The sequence below is a fragment of the Intrasporangium flavum genome, assembly GCF_001956915.1.
Classification (GTDB): domain Bacteria; phylum Actinomycetota; class Actinomycetes; order Actinomycetales; family Dermatophilaceae; genus Monashia; species Monashia flava.
Window position 1 is genome coordinate 35,384 of sequence record NZ_MLJO01000027.1, and the last position, 18,138, is coordinate 53,521.

At 74.0% G+C, this 18,138-nt stretch carries 18 protein-coding genes; 10 read left to right on the forward strand and 8 right to left on the reverse strand.

Going from position 1 to position 18,138, the window contains the following annotated elements:
- Positions 1-40 precede the first annotated feature (40 nt).
- The 8 genes from BIV28_RS18275 (at position 41) to BIV28_RS18310 (ending at position 8,992) form a co-directional block, all read left to right on the forward strand.
- Complete coding sequence (locus tag BIV28_RS18275) at positions 41-565, forward strand: hypothetical protein (protein ID WP_076263963.1); 525 nt, start codon at positions 41-43, stop codon at positions 563-565.
- Entirely contained in the window at positions 562-2,532 is a 1,971-nt protein-coding gene (locus tag BIV28_RS18280; RefSeq protein WP_076263964.1) for a copper resistance CopC/CopD family protein, read from the forward strand. The genes BIV28_RS18275 and BIV28_RS18280 overlap by 4 nt, the downstream gene beginning before the upstream one ends.
- A complete protein-coding gene (locus tag BIV28_RS18285; protein WP_076263965.1) occupies positions 2,529-4,568 on the forward strand; it encodes a S8 family serine peptidase in 2,040 nt (679 codons plus the stop codon). The genes BIV28_RS18280 and BIV28_RS18285 overlap by 4 nt, the downstream gene beginning before the upstream one ends.
- A 123-nt stretch (positions 4,569-4,691) precedes the next feature.
- Complete coding sequence (locus BIV28_RS18290) at positions 4,692-5,303, forward strand: hypothetical protein (RefSeq protein WP_076263966.1); 612 nt, start codon at positions 4,692-4,694, stop codon at positions 5,301-5,303.
- A gap of 219 nt (positions 5,304-5,522) precedes the next feature.
- Complete coding sequence (locus BIV28_RS18295; RefSeq protein ID WP_076263967.1) at positions 5,523-6,038, forward strand: SigE family RNA polymerase sigma factor; 516 nt, start codon at positions 5,523-5,525, stop codon at positions 6,036-6,038.
- Positions 6,035-7,117 carry a hypothetical protein gene (locus BIV28_RS18300; RefSeq protein WP_076263968.1) on the forward strand — a complete coding sequence of 361 codons (1,083 nt, stop codon included), beginning with the start codon at positions 6,035-6,037 and terminating at the stop codon, positions 7,115-7,117. Before BIV28_RS18295 ends, BIV28_RS18300 begins: the two co-directional genes overlap by 4 nt.
- 93 nt (positions 7,118-7,210) lie before the next feature.
- A complete protein-coding gene (locus BIV28_RS18305; RefSeq protein WP_076263990.1) occupies positions 7,211-7,897 on the forward strand; it encodes a PadR family transcriptional regulator in 687 nt (228 codons plus the stop codon).
- Positions 7,898-7,900: 3 nt separating this feature from the next.
- On the forward strand, positions 7,901-8,992 hold the full coding sequence (locus tag BIV28_RS18310; RefSeq protein WP_076263969.1) for an inositol-3-phosphate synthase: 1,092 nt from the start codon (positions 7,901-7,903) through the stop codon (positions 8,990-8,992).
- Positions 8,993-9,076: 84 nt separating this feature from the next.
- On the opposite strand, the gene BIV28_RS18315 is transcribed toward BIV28_RS18310, so the two are convergent.
- Both BIV28_RS18315 and BIV28_RS18320 read right to left on the reverse strand, forming a co-directional pair.
- Positions 9,077-9,901, reverse strand: a complete 825-nt coding sequence (locus BIV28_RS18315) for a DUF4190 domain-containing protein (protein WP_207556095.1) — start codon at positions 9,899-9,901, stop codon at positions 9,077-9,079.
- 61 nt (positions 9,902-9,962) lie between these two features.
- Complete coding sequence (locus BIV28_RS18320; RefSeq protein ID WP_076263971.1) at positions 9,963-10,928, reverse strand: DUF4190 domain-containing protein; 966 nt, start codon at positions 10,926-10,928, stop codon at positions 9,963-9,965.
- Positions 10,929-11,029: 101 nt separating this feature from the next.
- On the opposite strand from BIV28_RS18320, the gene BIV28_RS18325 reads away from it, so the two are divergent.
- On the forward strand, positions 11,030-11,776 hold the full coding sequence (locus tag BIV28_RS18325) for an endonuclease/exonuclease/phosphatase family protein (RefSeq protein WP_207556096.1): 747 nt from the start codon (positions 11,030-11,032) through the stop codon (positions 11,774-11,776).
- A gap of 133 nt (positions 11,777-11,909) precedes the next feature.
- Complete coding sequence (locus BIV28_RS18330) at positions 11,910-12,548, forward strand: peroxiredoxin (RefSeq protein ID WP_076263973.1); 639 nt, start codon at positions 11,910-11,912, stop codon at positions 12,546-12,548.
- A 92-nt stretch (positions 12,549-12,640) separates the two neighbouring features.
- Here BIV28_RS18330 and BIV28_RS18335 read toward each other — a convergent pair whose 3' ends face one another.
- The 6 genes from BIV28_RS18335 to BIV28_RS18360 all read right to left on the reverse strand — a co-directional run bounded on the left by BIV28_RS18335 (position 12,641) and on the right by BIV28_RS18360 (position 17,928).
- The gene (locus BIV28_RS18335; RefSeq protein WP_076263974.1) at positions 12,641-13,318 is read right to left on the reverse strand and encodes a class I SAM-dependent methyltransferase; all 678 of its coding nucleotides are present in this window, start codon (positions 13,316-13,318) and stop codon (positions 12,641-12,643) included.
- Between the two features lie 38 nt (positions 13,319-13,356).
- Positions 13,357-14,418 carry a threonine aldolase family protein gene (locus BIV28_RS18340; protein WP_076263975.1) on the reverse strand — a complete coding sequence of 354 codons (1,062 nt, stop codon included), beginning with the start codon at positions 14,416-14,418 and terminating at the stop codon, positions 13,357-13,359.
- 55 nt (positions 14,419-14,473) lie between these two features.
- Positions 14,474-15,184 carry an SDR family oxidoreductase gene (locus BIV28_RS18345; protein ID WP_076263976.1) on the reverse strand — a complete coding sequence of 237 codons (711 nt, stop codon included), beginning with the start codon at positions 15,182-15,184 and terminating at the stop codon, positions 14,474-14,476.
- Entirely contained in the window at positions 15,181-16,557 is a 1,377-nt protein-coding gene (locus BIV28_RS18350; RefSeq protein ID WP_076263991.1) for a DUF6421 family protein, read from the reverse strand. The genes BIV28_RS18345 and BIV28_RS18350 overlap by 4 nt, the downstream gene beginning before the upstream one ends.
- A 771-nt stretch (positions 16,558-17,328) precedes the next feature.
- Complete coding sequence (locus tag BIV28_RS18355) at positions 17,329-17,604, reverse strand: WXG100 family type VII secretion target (RefSeq protein ID WP_207556097.1); 276 nt, start codon at positions 17,602-17,604, stop codon at positions 17,329-17,331.
- A 48-nt stretch (positions 17,605-17,652) separates the two neighbouring features.
- The gene (locus tag BIV28_RS18360; RefSeq protein ID WP_083707499.1) at positions 17,653-17,928 is read right to left on the reverse strand and encodes a WXG100 family type VII secretion target; all 276 of its coding nucleotides are present in this window, start codon (positions 17,926-17,928) and stop codon (positions 17,653-17,655) included.
- Between the last annotated feature and the right edge of the window lie 210 nt (positions 17,929-18,138).

Consider the following 18,138-nt stretch of genomic DNA (forward strand, 5'->3'; position numbering starts at 1 on the left):
GGCCTCCCCGGGCCGGCGCCCCGTCGGAAGGAGCGAGGCGATGACCGCCCCCACCCTCACCGCACCGGACCCGCGCGACTCCGCCGACCCCGGTCGGGCCCGCCCTCCCCGACGGGCCCGGGCGGTCATCGTCCTCGTTGTCGTGGCGCTGCTCGCGATCGGCATCGGCGTGGCCACCCGGACCGCCGTCAACGCCGCCAACGACGTGCGCTCCGGCACCCGGGCCGTCAGCGCCCAGGAGTTCGCGGCGGCCACGGGGGTCCAGCTCTCGCTCCTCGGGGTCACGGCGCAGGGCGGCATGATCGAGTTCCGCTACCAGGTCGTCGACCCCGACAAGGCGAGCCTGCTGCTGCACCAGGACGACCGGCGCCCGATCCTCGTCGCCGAGGACACCGGCGCGACGCTCGTCATGCTGTCGCGGCCGCACAACCACAAGGCCGACCTCAAGCTCGGCGGCACGTACTTCTTCATGATGGCCAACACGCAGAACGCGGTGCGTGACGGTACGAAGGTCACCGTCATCGTCGGCGACGTCCGCCTCGAGCACGTCGTGGCCCGCGCATGACCGCCGCGGCCCGCCGTGTGCCCGCTGCCCGGCGGGCCGCGCGCCCGACCCTCCCGCTGCTCGTCGCCGCCCTGCTGGCGTTCGCCGCGCTGCTCGCCGGCGCGGGCGCGGCCTCGGCCCACAGCGCCCTCGAGCGCTCCGACCCCCCGAACGGCGGCATGGTCGCCACCGGCCGGACCAGCCTGACGCTGTGGTTCGGCGAGCCCGTGTCCGCGACCGGCAGCACCTTCACCGTGCGGCCGAGCGACGCGTCGGCCCCGCCGGTCCCGACGACCGCCACGCTCGACGCGTCGGGCGACGTCGTCCACCTGCGCACGGCGCCGCTCGAGCGGGGCACGTACACGATCGCCTGGTCGGTCGTGGCGACCGATGGCCACCCGACGCGCGGCACCGTCGTCTTCGGCGCCGGCTTCCGTCCCGACGGCGTGCCGGCGGGGGGCTCCGGGGCCGCGCCCGACGCGGGCCAGGTCCTCGCGCGGCTCGGCGACCTCGGCGGCACCCTGCTCGCGCTCGGCGCCCTGACCGTCGCCGGCCGGGTCCTCTCGGCGCTCGGGGCCACCGGGGCGCGGCTGCGTCGACGGGTGCTGCGCCTCGGGGCGATCGGGGCGGGGATGTCCCTCGTGGCCGCGGCGGCCGTGCCGGTGCTCACCGCGCAGGCCGGCCTCGACGCGCCGGCGTCGAGCGGGCCGGGGGCTCGCCTCTGGGCCGCGGTCGGCGAGGTCCTCCTCAGCAGCACGTGGGGCGTCCTGTGGCTGCTGCGGCTCCTCGCCCTCGCGGTCGGGCTCGTCGGCCTCGTCGTCGCGACCCGCCGGTCGGGGGACGGCGGGTCCGAGGCGGGCAGCCTTGCGCCGCAAGGCTGGACGCGCCCCGCCCGGCTGGCCCTTGGAGCACTCGTCGTCGCCGCGTCGCTCGACGGCTTCGCCGGTCACGCGTCGACGCTCCCGGCCCGGTCGGTGCCGGCCGCGGTCGCCGCGACACTGCACGTGCTCGCGGCGGGGGTGTGGGCCGGCGGTCTGCTCGTCCTCGTCGTCACCGTCGTGCCGCTGATGCGCCTGGACGCCGCGACCCGGCGCTCGGTGTCGCCGCGGGCCTGGCGGGCCTTCAGCCCGGTCGCCGCGGCATCGACCGTCGTGCTCGTCGGGACCGGCCTCTACGAGGCGGGGCGGCACGTCGGGTCGCTCGCGACGGCAACCAGCAGCGTCTACGGCACCGGGGTGCTCGCCAAGCTGCTCCTCGTCGCCGTGGCCCTCGTCCTCGCGGGCTACAACACGGTGCTCGTCAACCCGGCGGTGTCCGCCCGGGTGGGCGACGTGCTGCGCCTCGGGCCCGGCTGGCGCCCGCGTCGGCACCGTCTCGCCACCACGGTGACCGTCGAGGCCTGCGTGCTCGCCGGGGCGGTCGCGGTGGCCGCCCTCATGACGTCGGTGCCGACGGCGCGCGAGGTGCAGGCCGCCTCGGCGGTCACCGCGCCGCACAGTGCCACCGTCGACGGCCTCTTCGTCACGTTCGAGGCCGTGCCGACCGGCGAGCAGCTGCGCCTCGTCGTGCGCACCGAGGCCGTCGTCCGGCCGCTGCCCACGCCACCCTCGGGTGTCGAGGTGGGGCTCGCCCCCGCCGGCAGCATCACCCTGCGGGCCGTCGAGCCCGGACGCTGGGAGGCCTCCGCGCCCGTGCCGGAGAGCGCCGACTGGACCGCCGCCGTCGTCGTGCACCGGTCCGGGCGCCCCGACTCCGTCGTCCTCGTCCCGGGGTCCACGGCCACGGCCGGGGCCGCCACCCCGCTCGAGCTGGTCACGAGCGGCCTTGCCGTCGCGATGCTCCTCGGCCTCGCGACCGTCGTCGCCGTGCGGCGCCGACACCGCGCCACCGACTCCCCCTCCCACTGGTCACCCCCCGCGGGAGTCGGTGGCGCGGAACCCGGCCCGGGCACCGGGGACGAGCACCTCGAGAAGGCGATGACCCCATGACCTCCACCCACCGAACCCAGCGCACCCAGCGCACCCAGCGCACCCGCCGGTCCGCCGCCCTCGCCGCGCTCGGGGCCGTCACCCTCGGCGGCGCGCTCCTCGTGGCCCCGACGACCGCGGGAGCCGCGAGTCCCGTTGGCTCCCAGGGCGGCTCCCGGGTCGGTTCCCAGAGCGGATCCCAAAGCGTCACGGCATCGGGGCACGTCCGCGTCCTCGTCACGCTGCGCGCCCGCACCGACCTCTCGACGCTGCCCGCTCCCGGCCGCGCCGGACGCCTCGCCCTGGTCCTACGGCGACTGCAGGCCGACGCGGCGACGTACCAGGCCCCGCTGCTCACCCGGCTGCGCCAGCTCGCCGCGACCGGTGACGTCGCGGACGTGACGCCGCTCTGGGTCACCGACGCCGTCGCCGTCACGGCGTCACCGGGTGCGCTGCGCGAGCTCGCCGCACGGCCGGACGTCGCCTCCGTGACCCCGGACGCCGTCACCGTCACTCCCGTCGCGGCGCCGGCGGAGCCGAACCTCACCGCCGTCGGGGCACCGACGCTGTGGGGCGCCGGCCAAACCGGCCAGGGCGTCGTCGTCGCGACCCTCGACAGCGGCGTCGACACGAGCAACCCCGACCTCGCGGCCCGGTGGCGCGGCGGCACGAACAGCTGGTTCGACCCGTACGGCCAGCACTCGACGCCCGCCGACCTCAGCGGGCACGGCACCGCGACGACCGGCCTCGTCGTCGGCGGCGACGGCGCCGGCACGTCGTACGGCACGGCCCCCGGGGCGTCGTGGATCGCGGCGCGGGTCTTCGACGACCGCGGTGCCGCGAGCGCCACCGCGATCCACCAGGCCTTCCAGTGGGTCCTCGACCCGGACCACGACCCGTCGACGGCCGACGCGCCGCGCGTCGTCAACGCCTCGTGGGTCCTCGGCGCCGGGCCGGGGTGCGACCTGTCGTTGCAGCCGGACGTCCGCGCCCTGCGCGCCGCCGGGATCGTGCCGGTCTTCGCGGCGGGCAACTTCGGCCCGTCCGCGTCGACGAGCGCCAGCCCCGCCAACTACCCCGAGTCGCTGTCGGTCGGCGCGGTGTCGACCACCGACGCCATCTGGTCGGGCTCGAGCTCGGGCCCGTCGACGTGCGGCGGCCGCACCCGCGTGTTCCCCGACGTCGTCGCCCCGGGCGTCTCGGTGCTCGTCGCCGACCGCTACGACTCCTACACGTACGCGTCGGGCACGTCGGTCGCCGCGCCGCACGTGACGGGCGCGCTGGCCCTGCTGCTCGGCGCGCACCCGGGCCTGCCCGGCTCGACGCTCGAGCAGGGCCTCCTCGCGACCGCGCACGACCTCGGCACCGCGGGAGCCGACGACCGCTACGGCGCCGGGCGCGTCGACGTACCCGCGGCCGACGCGTGGGCCGCCGCCGCTCCGGCACCGACGCCGGACCTCGCCCTGGCGCTCAGCCCCGCCTCGACCACGACGCGAGCCGGCGGCGGCGTGGCCTTCAGCGTGACGGCGACGCCCACGGGCGGGTTCGCGGCGGCGACGTCGCTGTCGGTCGCCGGCCTGCCCGGCGGCGCGACCGGCACCTTCTCCCCTGCCGTGCTCGGCCCGGGAGCCTGGGGCTCGACGCTGTCGGTCGCCACGGGCACCGGAACCGTGCCGGGCACCTACCCGCTCACCGTCACGGCCTCCGGCGGCGGGCTGACGCGCACCGCCACCGCGACCCTCGTCGTGACCGCGGTGCCCGACTTCACGCTGACGGCCGCGCCCACCTCGCGGACCGTCAAGCGTGGCCAGACGGCGAGCTACCCCCTCAGCGTCGGCTCGGTCGGCGGGTTCACCGGCGGCGTCACCCTGTCGCGGTCGCTGCTGCCGGCGGGCGCGACGTCCGCGTGGACCGTCAACCCGGTCACGGCGCCGGGCACCTCGCGCCTCGACGTCAGGCCGTCGACGACGACGCGGCGCGGCACGTACACGGTCACCGTGACCGGCACCGGCGGTGGCGCCAGCCACAGCGTCGTGCTGACGCTCGTCGTGCAGTAGGCGCGGGGTCGGGGTCCGCCAGGTCTCGGACGGGTCACGGTCGCCGGCCGGGCCTTGACCCGTCGCGCCACGAACCCCTTGACTGCTAACCACTGGAATGCGATTGAGTGGTTAGGAGATCCGATGCACCGCCGCACGACCACCCCCACCCGCCCCCGTACCGCCGGCCGCGCCCCGTCGCGGCACCCCGTCGCAACGACCGTCGCAACGACCGTCGCAGCGGCCACCGCAGCAGCCACCGCCCTCTCCGCCGCGGCCGTCGTCGCCTCGGCGGGCACGGCGAGCGCCGACACCCCGTGGACGCCGTACGTCGAGGAGAGCAGCTTCGTCGTCCCGGCGGCACGCTCCACGTGCGGCTTCGACGTCCGCGAGGACGTCGTGAGCCAGGCCGAGGAGTACCGCACCACGGCAACCTGGCCCGACGGATCGCCGCGCGAGCAGGTGTGGCGCGGCGACCTGACGATCCGCTTCACCAACCTCACCTCGGGCGCGTCCGTCGTGCGCGACCTCGGCGGCACCGGCACCTACGTCTTCGCCGCCGACGGGTCACCGCTCTCGCTCACCTCCCAGCACGGCCCGTTCGCCGCGACGATGCCGCCCGGCAGCACGCCCGGCACCGGCATCTACGTCCTGTCCGGCCACGGCACCGGCGTCACGTTCCACGCCGACGGCACGCGCTCGTTCACCCTCGGGCCGGCGGGCAGCGCCGAGAACCTCTGCACCACCCTGGCCTGACCCCACCGCCCCACCCGACACCCGAACCGGAGGGCGCGCGCCGGGGAGCACCGCACAGGCGGCGCGCGCCCTCCTCGCGTGCGCGTCGAGGAAACGCGCAGATCGCGTGCAACCTCCCGGCGGGTCCAGCCGGTCATGGCAGGTGTGACGACCACACTGGACCTCGCAGGCGGGCCCGACGCCGTCCCGCCGCGACTCACGAGCCGTGCAGGGGGCGCCGTGGACCGGCAGGAGTTCGACGCCTTCGTCGAGGCGCGGTCGAGCGCGCTGCTGCGCACCGCCTACCTGCTGACCCACGACCGCGGCCTCGCCGAGGACCTCGTGCAGGCCTCCCTCACCAAGGCGTGGTTCGCCTGGGCCCGCATCGAGACCCGACCCGAGGCGTACGTGCGCCGGATCATGGTCAACACCTACTCGAGCTGGTGGCGGCGCCGCTGGAACGGCGAGCAGGCGACGGCCGACCTGCCCGAGAGCTCCGGAAACCAGGACCCCCGACGCGGCGAGAGCGTCCGCGTCGATGACCGGACCGACCTGTGGCGGGCGCTGGAGCGGCTGCCCAAGCGGCAGCGCGCCGTCGTCGTGCTCCGCTTCTACGAGGACCTCTCCGAGGCCGAGACCGCCGAGATCATGCAGTGCTCGGTCGGCACCGTGAAGAGCCAGGCGAGCCGAGCGCTCGCCAAGCTGCGCATCGACCCCAGCCTGCGAACCGACTCCGCCGAGGAGAGTGCCCGATGAACCTCACCGACCTCCGCGACGAGCTGGCCCAGCACGCCGACGACCTCGGGCCCGCGCCCGACTTCCGCGCCGGCGTCGCCACCCGGGTCCGCCGCACGAAGCGCCGCCGCGCGGCCACCGGCGCCGCGGCCACCCTCGCCGTCGCGGCCCTGGCCGTCGGCGTCGCGACCGACCTCGGACGCCCGGCCCCGACCGTCCCTGCGGGTCCCTCGGCGAGCGCGACGAGCACCGCGCCCATGATCGGCTCGGACGGCCTGCCCTACCGCACCGTCCCGGACGGCCCGGGCGACGTCGTCAAGAACGGCCTGCGCTACCGGGCCCGGGTCGGCGACGACACGCTCAGCGCCGGGTTCATCGGCGACGTCGGGCAGGGGCAGTTCACGCTCGCCTGGGACCCCACGACCACCCACGTGGCGATCGGCTCGGAGTGCTTCCTGCCGGGCCTGACCCACGATCAGGCCGGGGCCTACATGGTCACCGTGGGCCTCGAGGGCACGCCCGGCTTCTTCGGCACCCAGTGCCAGGGTGAGCTGCCGTCGGAGCGCGACCTGCCCGCGGGCGGCGCCATCCCGGGCGAGGCCGGACAGGGCTGGTCCGACCTGAGCGTGGGCCGGGCCGCCAGCCTGCGGGTCCAGCTCGTCGATGCGCGGACCAAGAAGCCGGCGACCGTCGAGGGAGCGCAGCTGACCGGGGCCGTGTACTCGCTCGGCGACCAGGTGCCGGTCGTCGACGCATCCGGTCACGCCGTGGCCTCGCTGCCCGGGGTGCTGGAGCACCAGGGTTACCGCTACCGCCTCGCCGACACGGCATCGGGGCCGGCTGCCGCCGCACGGCTGCCCCGCCTGTCGACGCCCGCGGGCGTGCCCTTCCTCGTGACGGCGGGGTCGACCAGCTGGGACGCCTCGTCCGACCCGGGAACCGTCTACGTGACGGGGCTCGACCAGCAGGCCGGAGCCACGGCCGGGGGCCTGCAGACGATCCCGCAGGGAGCACGGCCCGCAGGCAGCGTGGGCCTGCGGATCGAGGGCCGGTCCCCGGCCGGCACGGCCCTGCTCGCCCTCTACCTCCCGGAGCGCTGACCCGGCCCTGACCCGGCGTCGACGGTTAGGTGTCGCGATGATGCGTCGCGCAGATGTATCGCGCCGATATATCTGCGGTGTACAGTGGCGCTCGTGCCGAAGTCCTCGCGTCCGACGAGCCGCCGAGCCGCGCTGCTCGAGTTCGCCGTGCTCGGGCTCCTGCACGACGGCCCGTTGCACGGCTACGAGCTGCGCAAGCGCCTGACCACGGCGCTCGGCATCTTCCGGGCGCTGTCCTACGGCTCGCTCTACCCGGCCCTGCGCCACCTCGTCGAGTCCGGCTGGATCCACGAGACCGAGGAGCCCGCGTCCGGCTCCGGCCGCCGCCCGCGCATCACCTACGAGCTGACGGCCGACGGCAAGGAGCACTTCCAGGACCTCGTCGCCGCCTCCGGCCCCGACGCCTGGGACGACGACGACTTCGACGTGCGGTTCGCCTTCTTCTCCCGCACCGAGGCCCAGGTGCGCCTGCGCATCCTCGAGGGCCGGCGCTCCCGGCTCGAGGAGCGGCTCGCCAACGTGCGCGACGCGTCCGCCCGCAACCGCGAGCGGATGGACAGCTACACCCTCGCCCTGCAGCAGCACGGCGAGGAGCGGGCCGAGCGCGAGGTCCGCTGGCTCGAGGAGCTCATCGTCGCTGAACGGCGCGCGGCCCTCGACCCCGGCCCGTCGGCGTTCGACGACCCGCAGGCCACCCCCGACTCCACCAGCACCACCCCCAGCACCACCACGAGCACCACCCCGAGCTCAACCCCGAGCACCACCGACAACAAGGAGTGATCCATGGGATCCGTACGCGTCGCCATCGTCGGCGTCGGCAACTGCGCGAGCTCGCTCGTGCAGGGCGTCGAGTACTACAAGGACGCTGACGCCACCGGCACCGTCCCCGGCCTCATGCACGTGCAGTTCGGCGAGTACCACGTCAAGGACGTCGAGTTCGTCGCTGCCTTCGACGTCGACGACAAGAAGGTCGGCAAGGACCTCTCCGAGGCCATCAACGCCTCCGAGAACAACACCATCAAGATCGCCGACGTGCCCACCACGGGCGTCACGGTCCAGCGCGGCCACACCCTCGACGGTCTCGGCAAGTACTACAAGCTGACGATCGACGAGTCGGGCGCCGAGCCGGTCGACGTCGTCGCGGCCCTCAAGGACGCGAAGGTCGACGTGCTCGTCTCCTACCTCCCGGTGGGCTCGGAGCAGGCCGACAAGTTCTACGCGCAGTGCGCCATCGACGCGGGCGTCGCCTTCGTCAACGCCCTGCCGGTCTTCATCGCCTCCGACCCCGAGTGGGCCGCGAAGTTCGAGGCCGCCGGCGTGCCGATCATCGGTGACGACATCAAGAGCCAGGTCGGCGCGACGATCACGCACCGCGTCATGGCCAAGCTCTTCGAGGACCGCGGCGTCGTGCTCGACCGCACGTACCAGCTCAACGTCGGCGGCAACATGGACTTCAAGAACATGCTCGAGCGCGAGCGTCTCGAGTCCAAGAAGGTCTCCAAGACCCAGGCCGTCACGAGCAACCTCACCGGCCCGCTCGCCGGCAAGAAGGACGACCGCAACGTCCACATCGGCCCGTCGGACTACGTCGCGTGGCTCGACGACCGCAAGTGGGCCTACGTCCGCCTCGAGGGTCGCGCCTTCGGCGACGTGCCGCTGAACCTCGAGTACAAGCTCGAGGTGTGGGACTCCCCCAACTCGGCCGGCATCATCATCGACGCCATCCGCGCGGCGAAGATCGCCAAGGACCGCGGCATCGGCGGCGCCCTCCTGTCGGCGTCGTCCTACCTCATGAAGTCCCCGCCGGAGCAGCGCGAGGACACGATCGGCCGCCAGAAGCTCGAGGCGTTCATCCGCGGCGAGGAGCCCCGCTGACCCAGCGACTCTGCCCCCCGCGCCCGACGCGTGAACGACGAGGCCCCCTCCCACCGGGAGGGGGCCTCGTGCCGTCATGCCGTGTCAGGCCGGGTTGAGGACCGAGTGGGTCAGGTGGCCGCCGTCGGGGTCGACGAGCACGCACATCGCGCTCCGGCTCTGCCTCCACTGGGACGGGGTGCTCGGGTAGACGTACACCAGGCTGACCCGGTCGATGTCGGCGACCTGCACGCGCGACCGGATCGAGGTGCTGCACATCGACTCGGCGCGCAGGGCCGCGTCCTCGCGACCGGGCCACGGTCCCTCGGGCAGCGTGACCGAGGCGACCACCTGGGCCTCGTGCGGCTGGTCGCAGGAGGCGCTGGTCACCTCCGACAGCTGGGCGTCGTCGATGGTGGGCAGGCCGTCGAAGCAGTCACCCGGCACCAGGTCGGACAGGCCGACCTGCTGGTCGGGGTTCAGGGCACCCGTCGACGCGTCGCGGTCCGGGGTGCTGGCCACGGCGAAGACGATGAAGGCGAGGATGCCGAGGATCCACAGCGACCCGAGCACGATGCCGGCGATCGCCATCCCCCGCCCGGCCTGCACGACGCGTCGCAGCTGGCTGAGCGCCACGATCCCGAGGGCGACCGCCACGAAGGACGCGAACGGCACGAAGCCGGCGATGCCGCAGCACAGTGCCGCGATGGCCAGACCGTTGGTCCCGGGCCGGTGCTCGCGGTCGTCGAGGCCGGGCGGCGGGGTGGGCGCGGCGGGGTAGCCCACGTCGTACGGCGGGGCCGCGGGCGGCGGGTAGGACGGGGGTGCCACGGGTGCGGGCACGCCGAAGCCGTCGGAGGCAGGTGGTGGCGGCAGCTGGAAGGACCGGGAGGCGTTCGAGTCCTCCCCGTTCGGCGACGAAGGGCTCACGAGCCGGGAGCATGGCACACGAGGCGCCCCGCCGGGCCGGTTCGCGGGCCCTGTACCGCGACTACTTCAGGACGCTGCCGGTGACCTTGCCCGACGTGGCGTCGGCCGTGCACTGGATGGCCCGGCTGTGCGCCCAGGTCCACGCGTCCGACGGGTAGATGTAGTACGGCTCGACCTGCGTCATGCGGTCCTCGCGCACGAGGGGGTCGGCCTTCTCCGAACAGCCCTTCTCGGCAGCGGCGACCACCTTGTCCTCGCCCGGGTAGCGGCCCGCGGGCAGCTCGAAGACGGTGATGACCTGGCTCGTGTGCGGGCTCGTGCACGGCACCACGGTGACGTCGCCGACGTCGTGGCTGTCGACGATGGCGCCGCCGTCGAAGCAGTCGCCCGCCCTGAGCTCGTCGATCGTCGCGACGTGAGCCGCGGGCGCCGTCGGGGTCGAGCTCTTCGAGCTGCCAGAGGCGGTCGAGTCGCCAGAGTCGGTGGCGATGCCGATCGCGATGAGGGCCCCGAAACCGACGATCCACAGGGATCCGAGGACGATGCCCGCGACCGCCATGCCCCGGCCGTCCTGCACGACCTTCTTGAGCTGGTTGAGCGCCACGATGCCGAGCACGATGGCGACGATTGAGGCGAAGGGCACGAAGCCGGCGATGCCGCAGCAGAGCGCGGCGATGGCCAGGCCGTTCGTACCGGGGCGGTGCTCGCGCTGGTCGTGGCCCGCGCCGCCCGGAACCGGCCCTGCGTACGGCCCGGCGTACGACCCCGCGTACGACCCCGCGTAGGTCACGGGAGAGGACGCCGTGGGCGGCTCGGGGAAGGACGCGTAGGCGTCCGGCGACCCCGACGCGTCGACGGCCGTGGTGCCGGGGAGCGAGTGGCCGCTCCACGACGCGTCCGGCCCCGGACCGGGGGCCGTGAACGGCGACCCGGCGGGAGCCGGCGGGACCTGGGGGCCGCTCGCGTCGTGCGGCGGCTGGGAGGGCGAGGAGGGCGGCGTGTCCTCGCCGTTCGGGGAAGGGCTCACGGGGCGTGAGCATCCCACACCGCTGGGTCCGCCGGTGACCCTCGCCCCGGGCGGCGCTGTCGGGAAGCGGCGCCGTGGGGCAGGATCGGACGATGCGCGTCATGACGTGGAACCTCCGCACCGAGAACGCCCTCGAGCCGCCGCACTGGCCCGACCGGCTCGCGGGGGTCGTGTCGGTCATCGAGGAGCAGGCGCCGCACCTGCTCGGCACGCAGGAGGCCTCGGCCCACATGCTCGACGACCTCGCCTCGCACCTGCCGAGCCGGTACGCCTGGCTCGGCGAGGGCCGGCTCGGGGCGCGCAACGACGAGTTCACCGCGGTCGTCTACGACACGGCGCGGTTCGACCTGCTGTCGTGGCGCACGTGGTGGCTCTCGGAGCGCCCCGACGTGCCGGGCTCGACGGCCTGGGGCGCGGCGTTCCCGCGGACGGCGACGACGGTCCGGCTGCGCGACGCCGGCGACGGCACCGCGTACACGTTCGTCAACGCCCACCTCGACCACGTCAGCGAGCAGGCCCGCCTCGAGGGGGCGCGCCTGCTCGGCGGCAGCCTCGGCCACGACCCGAGCGTGGTCCTGGGCGACTTCAACGCGCCGGCCCGCGCGTCGGAGCCCTACACCGCCCTGGCCCAGGCCGGGCTCGTCGACGCCGTCGCACCGCACGTCACCGACGCGACGCCCGGCACGTTCAGCGGCCTCGGGCCCGCACAGCCCGGCGGCCCGCACATCGACTGGGTGCTGACGACGCCCGACCTCACCTCGACCGGCGCCCAGGTCGTCGACGTGACCGGGCTCGAGCCGGTGCCCTCGGACCACCTGCCCGTCGTCGTCGACCTCGAGCACCACTGACGCGCGACCCGCGACCCGCCATCCCCCCTGCGCGTCACAACATTTGGACACCCATAACGTCACGCATGGTTTCGTGCACACAATGGCTCGCAATCCGGGGCGTGGAGTGCGCCCGACCGCGAGAGGACGAGCCATGGCATCACCGCGACTGGGCGACGTCGCCCCCGACTTCACCGCCGACACGACCGAGGGCCCGATCAGCTTCCACGACTGGAAGGACGGCAGCTGGGCCGTCCTCTTCAGCCACCCGGCCGACTTCACACCCGTGTGCACCACCGAGCTCGGCCGCGTCGCCGCGCTCGAGGAGGAGTGGTCCCGGCGCAACGTCAAGGTGCTCGCCGTGTCGGTCGACCCGACCGACAGGCACGACGAGTGGAAGGGCGACATCGAGGAGGTCGGCGGCGCGTCCGTGGCCTACCCGATCATCGGCGACGAGGACCGCACCGTCTCCGAGCTCTACGGCATGATCCACCCCGGCGAGGGCGACACCTCGAGCGTCCGCTCGGTCTTCGTCGTCGACCCGGCGAACAAGGTGCGCCTCAGCCTCACCTACCCCAAGAGCGTCGGGCGCAACTTCGACGAGATCGTCCGCGCCGTCGACGCGCTCCAGCTCACCGACAGCGGCCCCTTCTCGACGCCGGCCGACTGGCGCGAGGGCCAGCGGGTCATCGTCGCCCCGACGCTGTCGACCGCCGACGCCCGTGAGCGCTTCGGTGCCGACGCCGTCGAGGAGGTCCGGCCCTACCTGCGGTACACGACCGCCCCGGCCTGACCGCCGACGGACCAGGGCCCGAAACGACTGCACGACAAGGGTGGCCACCCCGCTGGGGGTGGCCACCCTTGTCGCGTTGCCGGTCGCCGGAGTCAGGCGCGTTGGGCGAGCACCGCGGCCTGGTCGTCGCGCTCGGTGGCCGTGGCACGTCGCACGAGCCGCGCCACCTCGGCGGCGCCGGCCGCCGCGAGCCCATCGGCGAGGTCGTCGGCCGTGTGCAGGTGGCGCTCGAGGACGATGTCGTGGCCGAAGCGGCGGTAGCTGGGAGCGACGTCGCGCACGCCGAGGCCCGACTGGCTGGCGACGAGCAGGTGGCCACCGGGACGGCACACGCGGACCGCCTCGGCGAGCAACCGGTGCAGGCCCGAGGGCGGCGTGTGGATGACCGAGTACCAGAGCAGGACGCCGTCGACCGACGCGTCGGCCAGCGGGAGCGCGTCGAGCGAGGCGACGCCGAACGCAAGGTCCGGGTGGTCCCGGCGGGCCATCGCCACCATGCCGGGCGACAGGTCGAGGCCCCGCGGTCGCAGGCCCCGGTCGGCGAGGTAGCGGCTCATCCGACCGGCGCCGCACCCGGCGTCGAGCACCTCGGCGCCCTCGCCCACCGCCGCGACGAAGGCGTCGACCATGGCGAGGTCGAGGGAGGTCTCGGCCCACGTGTCCGGGAAGTACGCGGCGTAGTCGCCGGCGACGGTGTCGTAGGCGTCGCGCACCGACGCGTACCCGCCGGGGATGTCGTGGTCCGCCGCTGCCGCGCGCCCCTGGTTCATGGGCGCAGCCTCCCAGACGCCGGTGTCAGGCGCCCGTGTCAGCCGCGGAGCAGTCGGGTCAGCTCGGCGATGAACTCGTCGACGTCGGCCTCGGTCGTGTCCCACGAGCACATCCAGCGCACCTCGCCGGTGGCCGGGTCCCAGTCGTAGAACCGGAACCGCTCGCGCAGGGCGTTCGCGACGTCGCGGTCGAGCACCGCGAACACGGCGTTGGCCTCCACCGGCCGCTGGATCGCGACGCCCCCGAGCGGCTCGACGCCGGCGGCCAGGCGCGTGGCCATGGCGTTGGCGTGCGAGGCCGAGCGCTGCCACAGGTCGCCGTCGTAGAGGGCGAGCAGCTGCGCCGATACGAAGCGCATCTTCGAGGCGAGCTGCATCGACAGCTTGCGCACGTGGATCAGGCCGAGGCGCGGGTCGGCCGCGAGCTCGGGGTCCACGACGACGACGGCCTCGGCCGCGAGCGCGCCGTTCTTCGTGCCGCCGAGGCTGAGCACGTCGACGCCGGCGTCGCCGGTGAAGGCGGACAGGTCGGTGCCGAGCGTGGCCGCGGCGTTGGCGATGCGGGCACCGTCGAGGTGGACGCGCATGCCGAGCGAGTGGGCGTGCTCGGTGATGGCCCGCACCTCCTCGGGCGTGTAGCACGTGCCCAGCTCGGTGGTCTGGGTGATCGAGACGACGAGCGGCTGGGCGCGGTGCTCGTCGCCGAAACCCCACGCCTGCCGGTCGATGAGCTCGGGCGTCAGCTTGCCGTCCGGCGTCGGCACGGTGAGCAGCTTGATGCCGCCCATCCGCTCTGGCGCGCCGTTCTCGTCGGTGTTGATGTGCGCGGTCTCGGCGCACACGACGGCGCCCCACCGCGGCAGCAGCGCCTGCAGCGCCACGACGTTGGCGCCGGTGCCGTTGAAGACCGGCCACGTCGTGGCGGCCGTGCCGACGTGCCCGGCGACGACCTCCTGGAGGCGTGCGGTGTACGCGTCCTCGCCGTAGGCGATCTCGTGGCCGCCGTTCGCGGCGGCGAGCGCGGCGAGCACCTCGGGGTGCAGGCCGGCGTAGTTGTCCGAGGCGAAGCCGCGCTTCGCAGTGTCGTGCAGGGTGGTCACGCGGTCCTCTTCGTCACTCGGTCAGGTGGGTGGACGGGGCGGGGAACCCGGCGGCTCAGGCCCGCTCGGCGCCCGGCCACAGCTCGGCGCGCGCCCCGTTGAGGGCGGTCGCCTCGCGGTCGAGCAGGCTCACGAGCCAGTCCGCCAGCTCGGCGGGCCTCGTGGCCGTCTTGCCGTCGCCGATCCACTTCACCACACCGACGGTCGCCGCCGAACCGGGGGTCACGTCGTCCGACGCGAACGAGTCGGCGAGCGAGGCGATCCACGTCTCGGCTGCCGCCTTCGCCGCCGCGTAGGCGGCGTTGCCCGCGGTCGGCGTCGACGCGGCGGCCGCGCTGACGATGGCCACGCGTCCGCGGCCGGAGGCGGCCAGCGCGTCGTGCAGCGCCAGCGTCGTGTGGCGCAGGGTGTCGACGAGGTTGCCCGAGAGCCAGGCCCAGTCGTCGTCGGTGGACTCGGTGAAGGCCTTGCCGCCGCGCCAGCCACCGACGAGGTGGAAGAGCGCGTCGACGCCGCCGTACGTCTCGACGAGGTCGGCAGCGAGCGACCGCACGGCGTCACCGTCGAGCAGGTCGCAGACGCGCGTGGCGAGCAGGTCCGACCCGACCTCGGCCGCCAGCGAGGCGAGCGAGGCGTCGTCGCGACCGACCGCGACGACGCGCTCGCCCCGCTCGGCCAGCGCGACGCACGTCGCGCGGCCGGTCCCCCCGGTGGCTCCGGTGACGACGACGACCCGGTGCCCCTCGCGGGGCCCGTCGCTCGTCACGCGCTCGCCCCGGTGATGCCGGACGTCGACTCGACGACGCCCTTCATCTTCTTGGCGAGCGCCTCGTAGAACATCGACAGCGGGAACTCGTCGGGCAGCACCTGGTCGGTGAGGCCCTTCGGCGGCCCGTCGAGCGGGAGCGCCGCTAGGTCGCCGTCGCGGTGGCGCGCCCACGCCGAGAGCGGGTGCGGCGTCAGCACCGACGCGACGAGGTCGTAGGCGGCGATCCAGTGCGCGACCTTGGGCCGGTCGATCGACTTCCAGTAGAGCTCCTCGACCGCCCGCCCGAGCTCGAGCACCGGCTCGGCGACGTTCTCCCACTCCACGGTGAGGCGGTTGTCGGTCCAGTGCAGGACGCCGTTCTGGTGCAGCCACGCGAAGAGCAGCTGGCCGCCGAGGCCGTCGTAGTTGCGGGTGCGGTCGCCGGTGATGGCGAAGCGGAAGATCCGGTCGAAGAGCACCGCGTACTGCACGAGGCGCGCGTACGGGTGGCCCTGGGCCTCGAGCGCGACGGCCTCGCGGAACGCGGTGAGGTCGCAGCGCAGCTCCTCGAGCGAGTAGAGGAAGTACGGCATCCGCTGCTTGATCATGAAGGGGTCGAACGGCAGGTCGCCGTGCATGTGGGTGCGGTCGTGGATGAGGTCCCACATGACGAAGGTGTGCTCGGCCAGCTGCTGGTCGGCGAGCAGGCGCGCGGCGTCCGGCGGCAGCGACAGGCGGGTCACCGACGCGGCCTCGGAGATGACGCGGCGGAAGCGGGCCGCCTCGCGGTCGGCGAAGATGCCGCCCCACGTGAAGGCCGGCACCTCGCGCATCGCGACGGTCTCGGGGAAGAGCACCGCCGAGTTCGTGTCATAGCCCTCGGTGAAGTCGAGGAAGCGGATCGGCAGGAAGAGCGCGTTGGAGTAGTCGCCGCCCTCGAGGTCGGCGACGAAGTCGGGCCAGATCACCTCGAGCAGGACGGCCTCGACCTGGCGGTGCGGGTTGCCGTTCTGGGTGTACATCGGGAAGACGACGAGGTGCGGCAGGCCGTCCTGGCGGTGCTGCGCCGGGGCGAACGCGACGAGCGAGTCGTAGAAGTCGGGCACCTCGAAGCCACCGTCGGCCCAGCGGCCGAAGTCCTTGACGAGCGCCTCGAGGTAGTCGGCGTCGTGCGGCAGGTGCGGCGCCAGGCCCTGGATGCCGGTGACGACGCGGCCGACGTGCGCGGCGGCCGCGGCGTGGTCGGCGGTGTCGGGCACCGAGCCGTCGGAGGCCTGCAGCGCGCGCAGGTCGGTGACGGCGGCCTTGAGGCCGGCCCAGGCGTCGGTCTCGACGAGCGGGTGCTTCGCGACGGCGGCGCGACGCTCGGGGCGCGGCGCGACGTGCGACACGGCGTTGTGGACGAGGTCGGCCAGCGCCCGCTCCCCCGCCTCGGCGGAGGCGGCGGACGCGTCGACGGCGAGAACGACGAGGCGACCCCCGGCGTCGGCGTCGGTGCGCACGGCGGCGACCGGCAGGCCACCGGCGAGCAGCAGCGGGCGCGCCGGGGCCTCGAGGTCGAGGGCGCCGGTGACGGCCAGGGCCGAGAGGTCGACGCGGGCCAGGAGGTCCTCGCCCACCTCGGTGTCGCGCTCGACGCGGATCGCGGAGACGACCGGGCCCGTGGGGGTCGCCGATGCATGGGGCGCGACGCCGGCCACGGCGCCGGCAGCGGGGGCTCCGAGGACGACGACACCGCGGCCGGCGGCGAGCGCGTCGGCCACGGACGCGTCGGCGGCGCGGGCGGCGTCGACGACGAGGACGTCGGCAGCCTCGGGGGCCGCCACGGGGCAGCCGCGGTGCGTCAGGCCCGACGTGAGGGCGTCGGTGAGGGCGGGCCGGTCGGCGACGACGGCCACGGAGGGGAACAGGCTCACAGAGGGGCCTCCTGTCCGGAGAAACTTCGGCGTTGATGCTTTCTTGACGAAGAATCTACGGGCTGGGGCCACCAGAACACCAATTCGTGCCGCCCGGACGTGAGACGGCCCACATCCCTGCAGCCCGGTCGCGACCGGCGGCGGGCCCCGGACACGCCGAAGGGCGGCCGTCCCTCCCCTGAAAGGACGACCACCCTTCGGTGGATCGTGGTGCCGACGGACGTCAGGACGCCCGCCGGTGCCGGCTCACTTGGCCGACGTGCTCTTCTGCGACTCGGCGTTGGTCTTGCACTTCTTGCCCATCGCGTCGAGCTTGTCGCCGGCGGCCGAGACGACCTGGCGCTGGCCGTGCCAGTCGCTCTGGAAGCGGTCGGCGTCCGAGCCGCCCCAGTTGCTCTTGATCTGCGAGACGGCGCTGTTGACGGCCTCGACGATGCCGTCGAGCTCGCCCTTGTAGCCGACGAGCTTGTCACCGGACGCGGACACCGCGTCGGCGTTCATACCCTTCTTGTAAACAGCCATGTCAGTTCCCCTTCAGAAGTCTGCGTTGCGTGGATGAGTGGTGGGCGATCAGTACTGCGACGAGGTCTGGCGCTGCTGCTGGACCTCGTGGTCGATCGTCGTCTTCATCTCGGTGAGCAGCTTCTGAGCCTTCTGGAGCTCGGGACGGTGCGTGCCCGTCCACTCCTGCTCGAACTGCTTGGAGTCGTCGCCCTGCCAGTTCTGCTTGAGGGACTCGACCTCCTGGTCGACCTTCGTGATGAGCTTCTGGATGGCCTCAGCCTGCTGCTGCAGGACGTTGCCCTGGGCGTTGACCTCATCGTCGTTCATTCCGAGCCAAGCCATGACCTTCTCCTTTGCCGTGTTCCCCCGAGTACGTCGGGAAGTCTCTGCTTCTCAGGCCACCCCTGTCGGCCGGCCCTGTACCTCTCGTGACGTTCGCGGTGCTTCGGGGGTTTCCACCCGCGTCGCACCGTTCGTCGACATGCATGAACCTATGGCAGCACCTCCCCCACGTCGATGGGGAGGACTCCCCATGACCGCGGAAGCTCTTCG

What these genes read in the sequence shown, in the direction of transcription:
- BIV28_RS18275 (WP_076263963.1), top strand. Translation starts at nt 41, where the DNA reads ATGACCGCCCCCACCCTCACCGCACCGGACCCGCGCGACTCCGCCGAC.
- BIV28_RS18280 (WP_076263964.1), top strand. Translation starts at nt 562, where the DNA reads ATGACCGCCGCGGCCCGCCGTGTGCCCGCTGCCCGGCGGGCCGCGCGC.
- BIV28_RS18285 (WP_076263965.1), top strand. Translation starts at nt 2,529, where the DNA reads ATGACCTCCACCCACCGAACCCAGCGCACCCAGCGCACCCAGCGCACC.
- BIV28_RS18290 (WP_076263966.1), top strand. Translation starts at nt 4,692, where the DNA reads ATGCACCGCCGCACGACCACCCCCACCCGCCCCCGTACCGCCGGCCGC.
- BIV28_RS18300 (WP_076263968.1), top strand. Translation starts at nt 6,035, where the DNA reads ATGAACCTCACCGACCTCCGCGACGAGCTGGCCCAGCACGCCGACGAC.
- BIV28_RS18310 (WP_076263969.1), top strand. Translation starts at nt 7,901, where the DNA reads ATGGGATCCGTACGCGTCGCCATCGTCGGCGTCGGCAACTGCGCGAGC.
- BIV28_RS18325 (WP_207556096.1), top strand. Translation starts at nt 11,030, where the DNA reads ATGACGTGGAACCTCCGCACCGAGAACGCCCTCGAGCCGCCGCACTGG.
- BIV28_RS18330 (WP_076263973.1), top strand. Translation starts at nt 11,910, where the DNA reads ATGGCATCACCGCGACTGGGCGACGTCGCCCCCGACTTCACCGCCGAC.
- BIV28_RS18335 (WP_076263974.1), bottom strand. Translation starts at nt 13,318, where the DNA reads ATGAACCAGGGGCGCGCGGCAGCGGCGGACCACGACATCCCCGGCGGG.
- BIV28_RS18355 (WP_207556097.1), bottom strand. Translation starts at nt 17,604, where the DNA reads ATGGCTGTTTACAAGAAGGGTATGAACGCCGACGCGGTGTCCGCGTCC.
- BIV28_RS18360 (WP_083707499.1), bottom strand. Translation starts at nt 17,928, where the DNA reads ATGGCTTGGCTCGGAATGAACGACGATGAGGTCAACGCCCAGGGCAAC.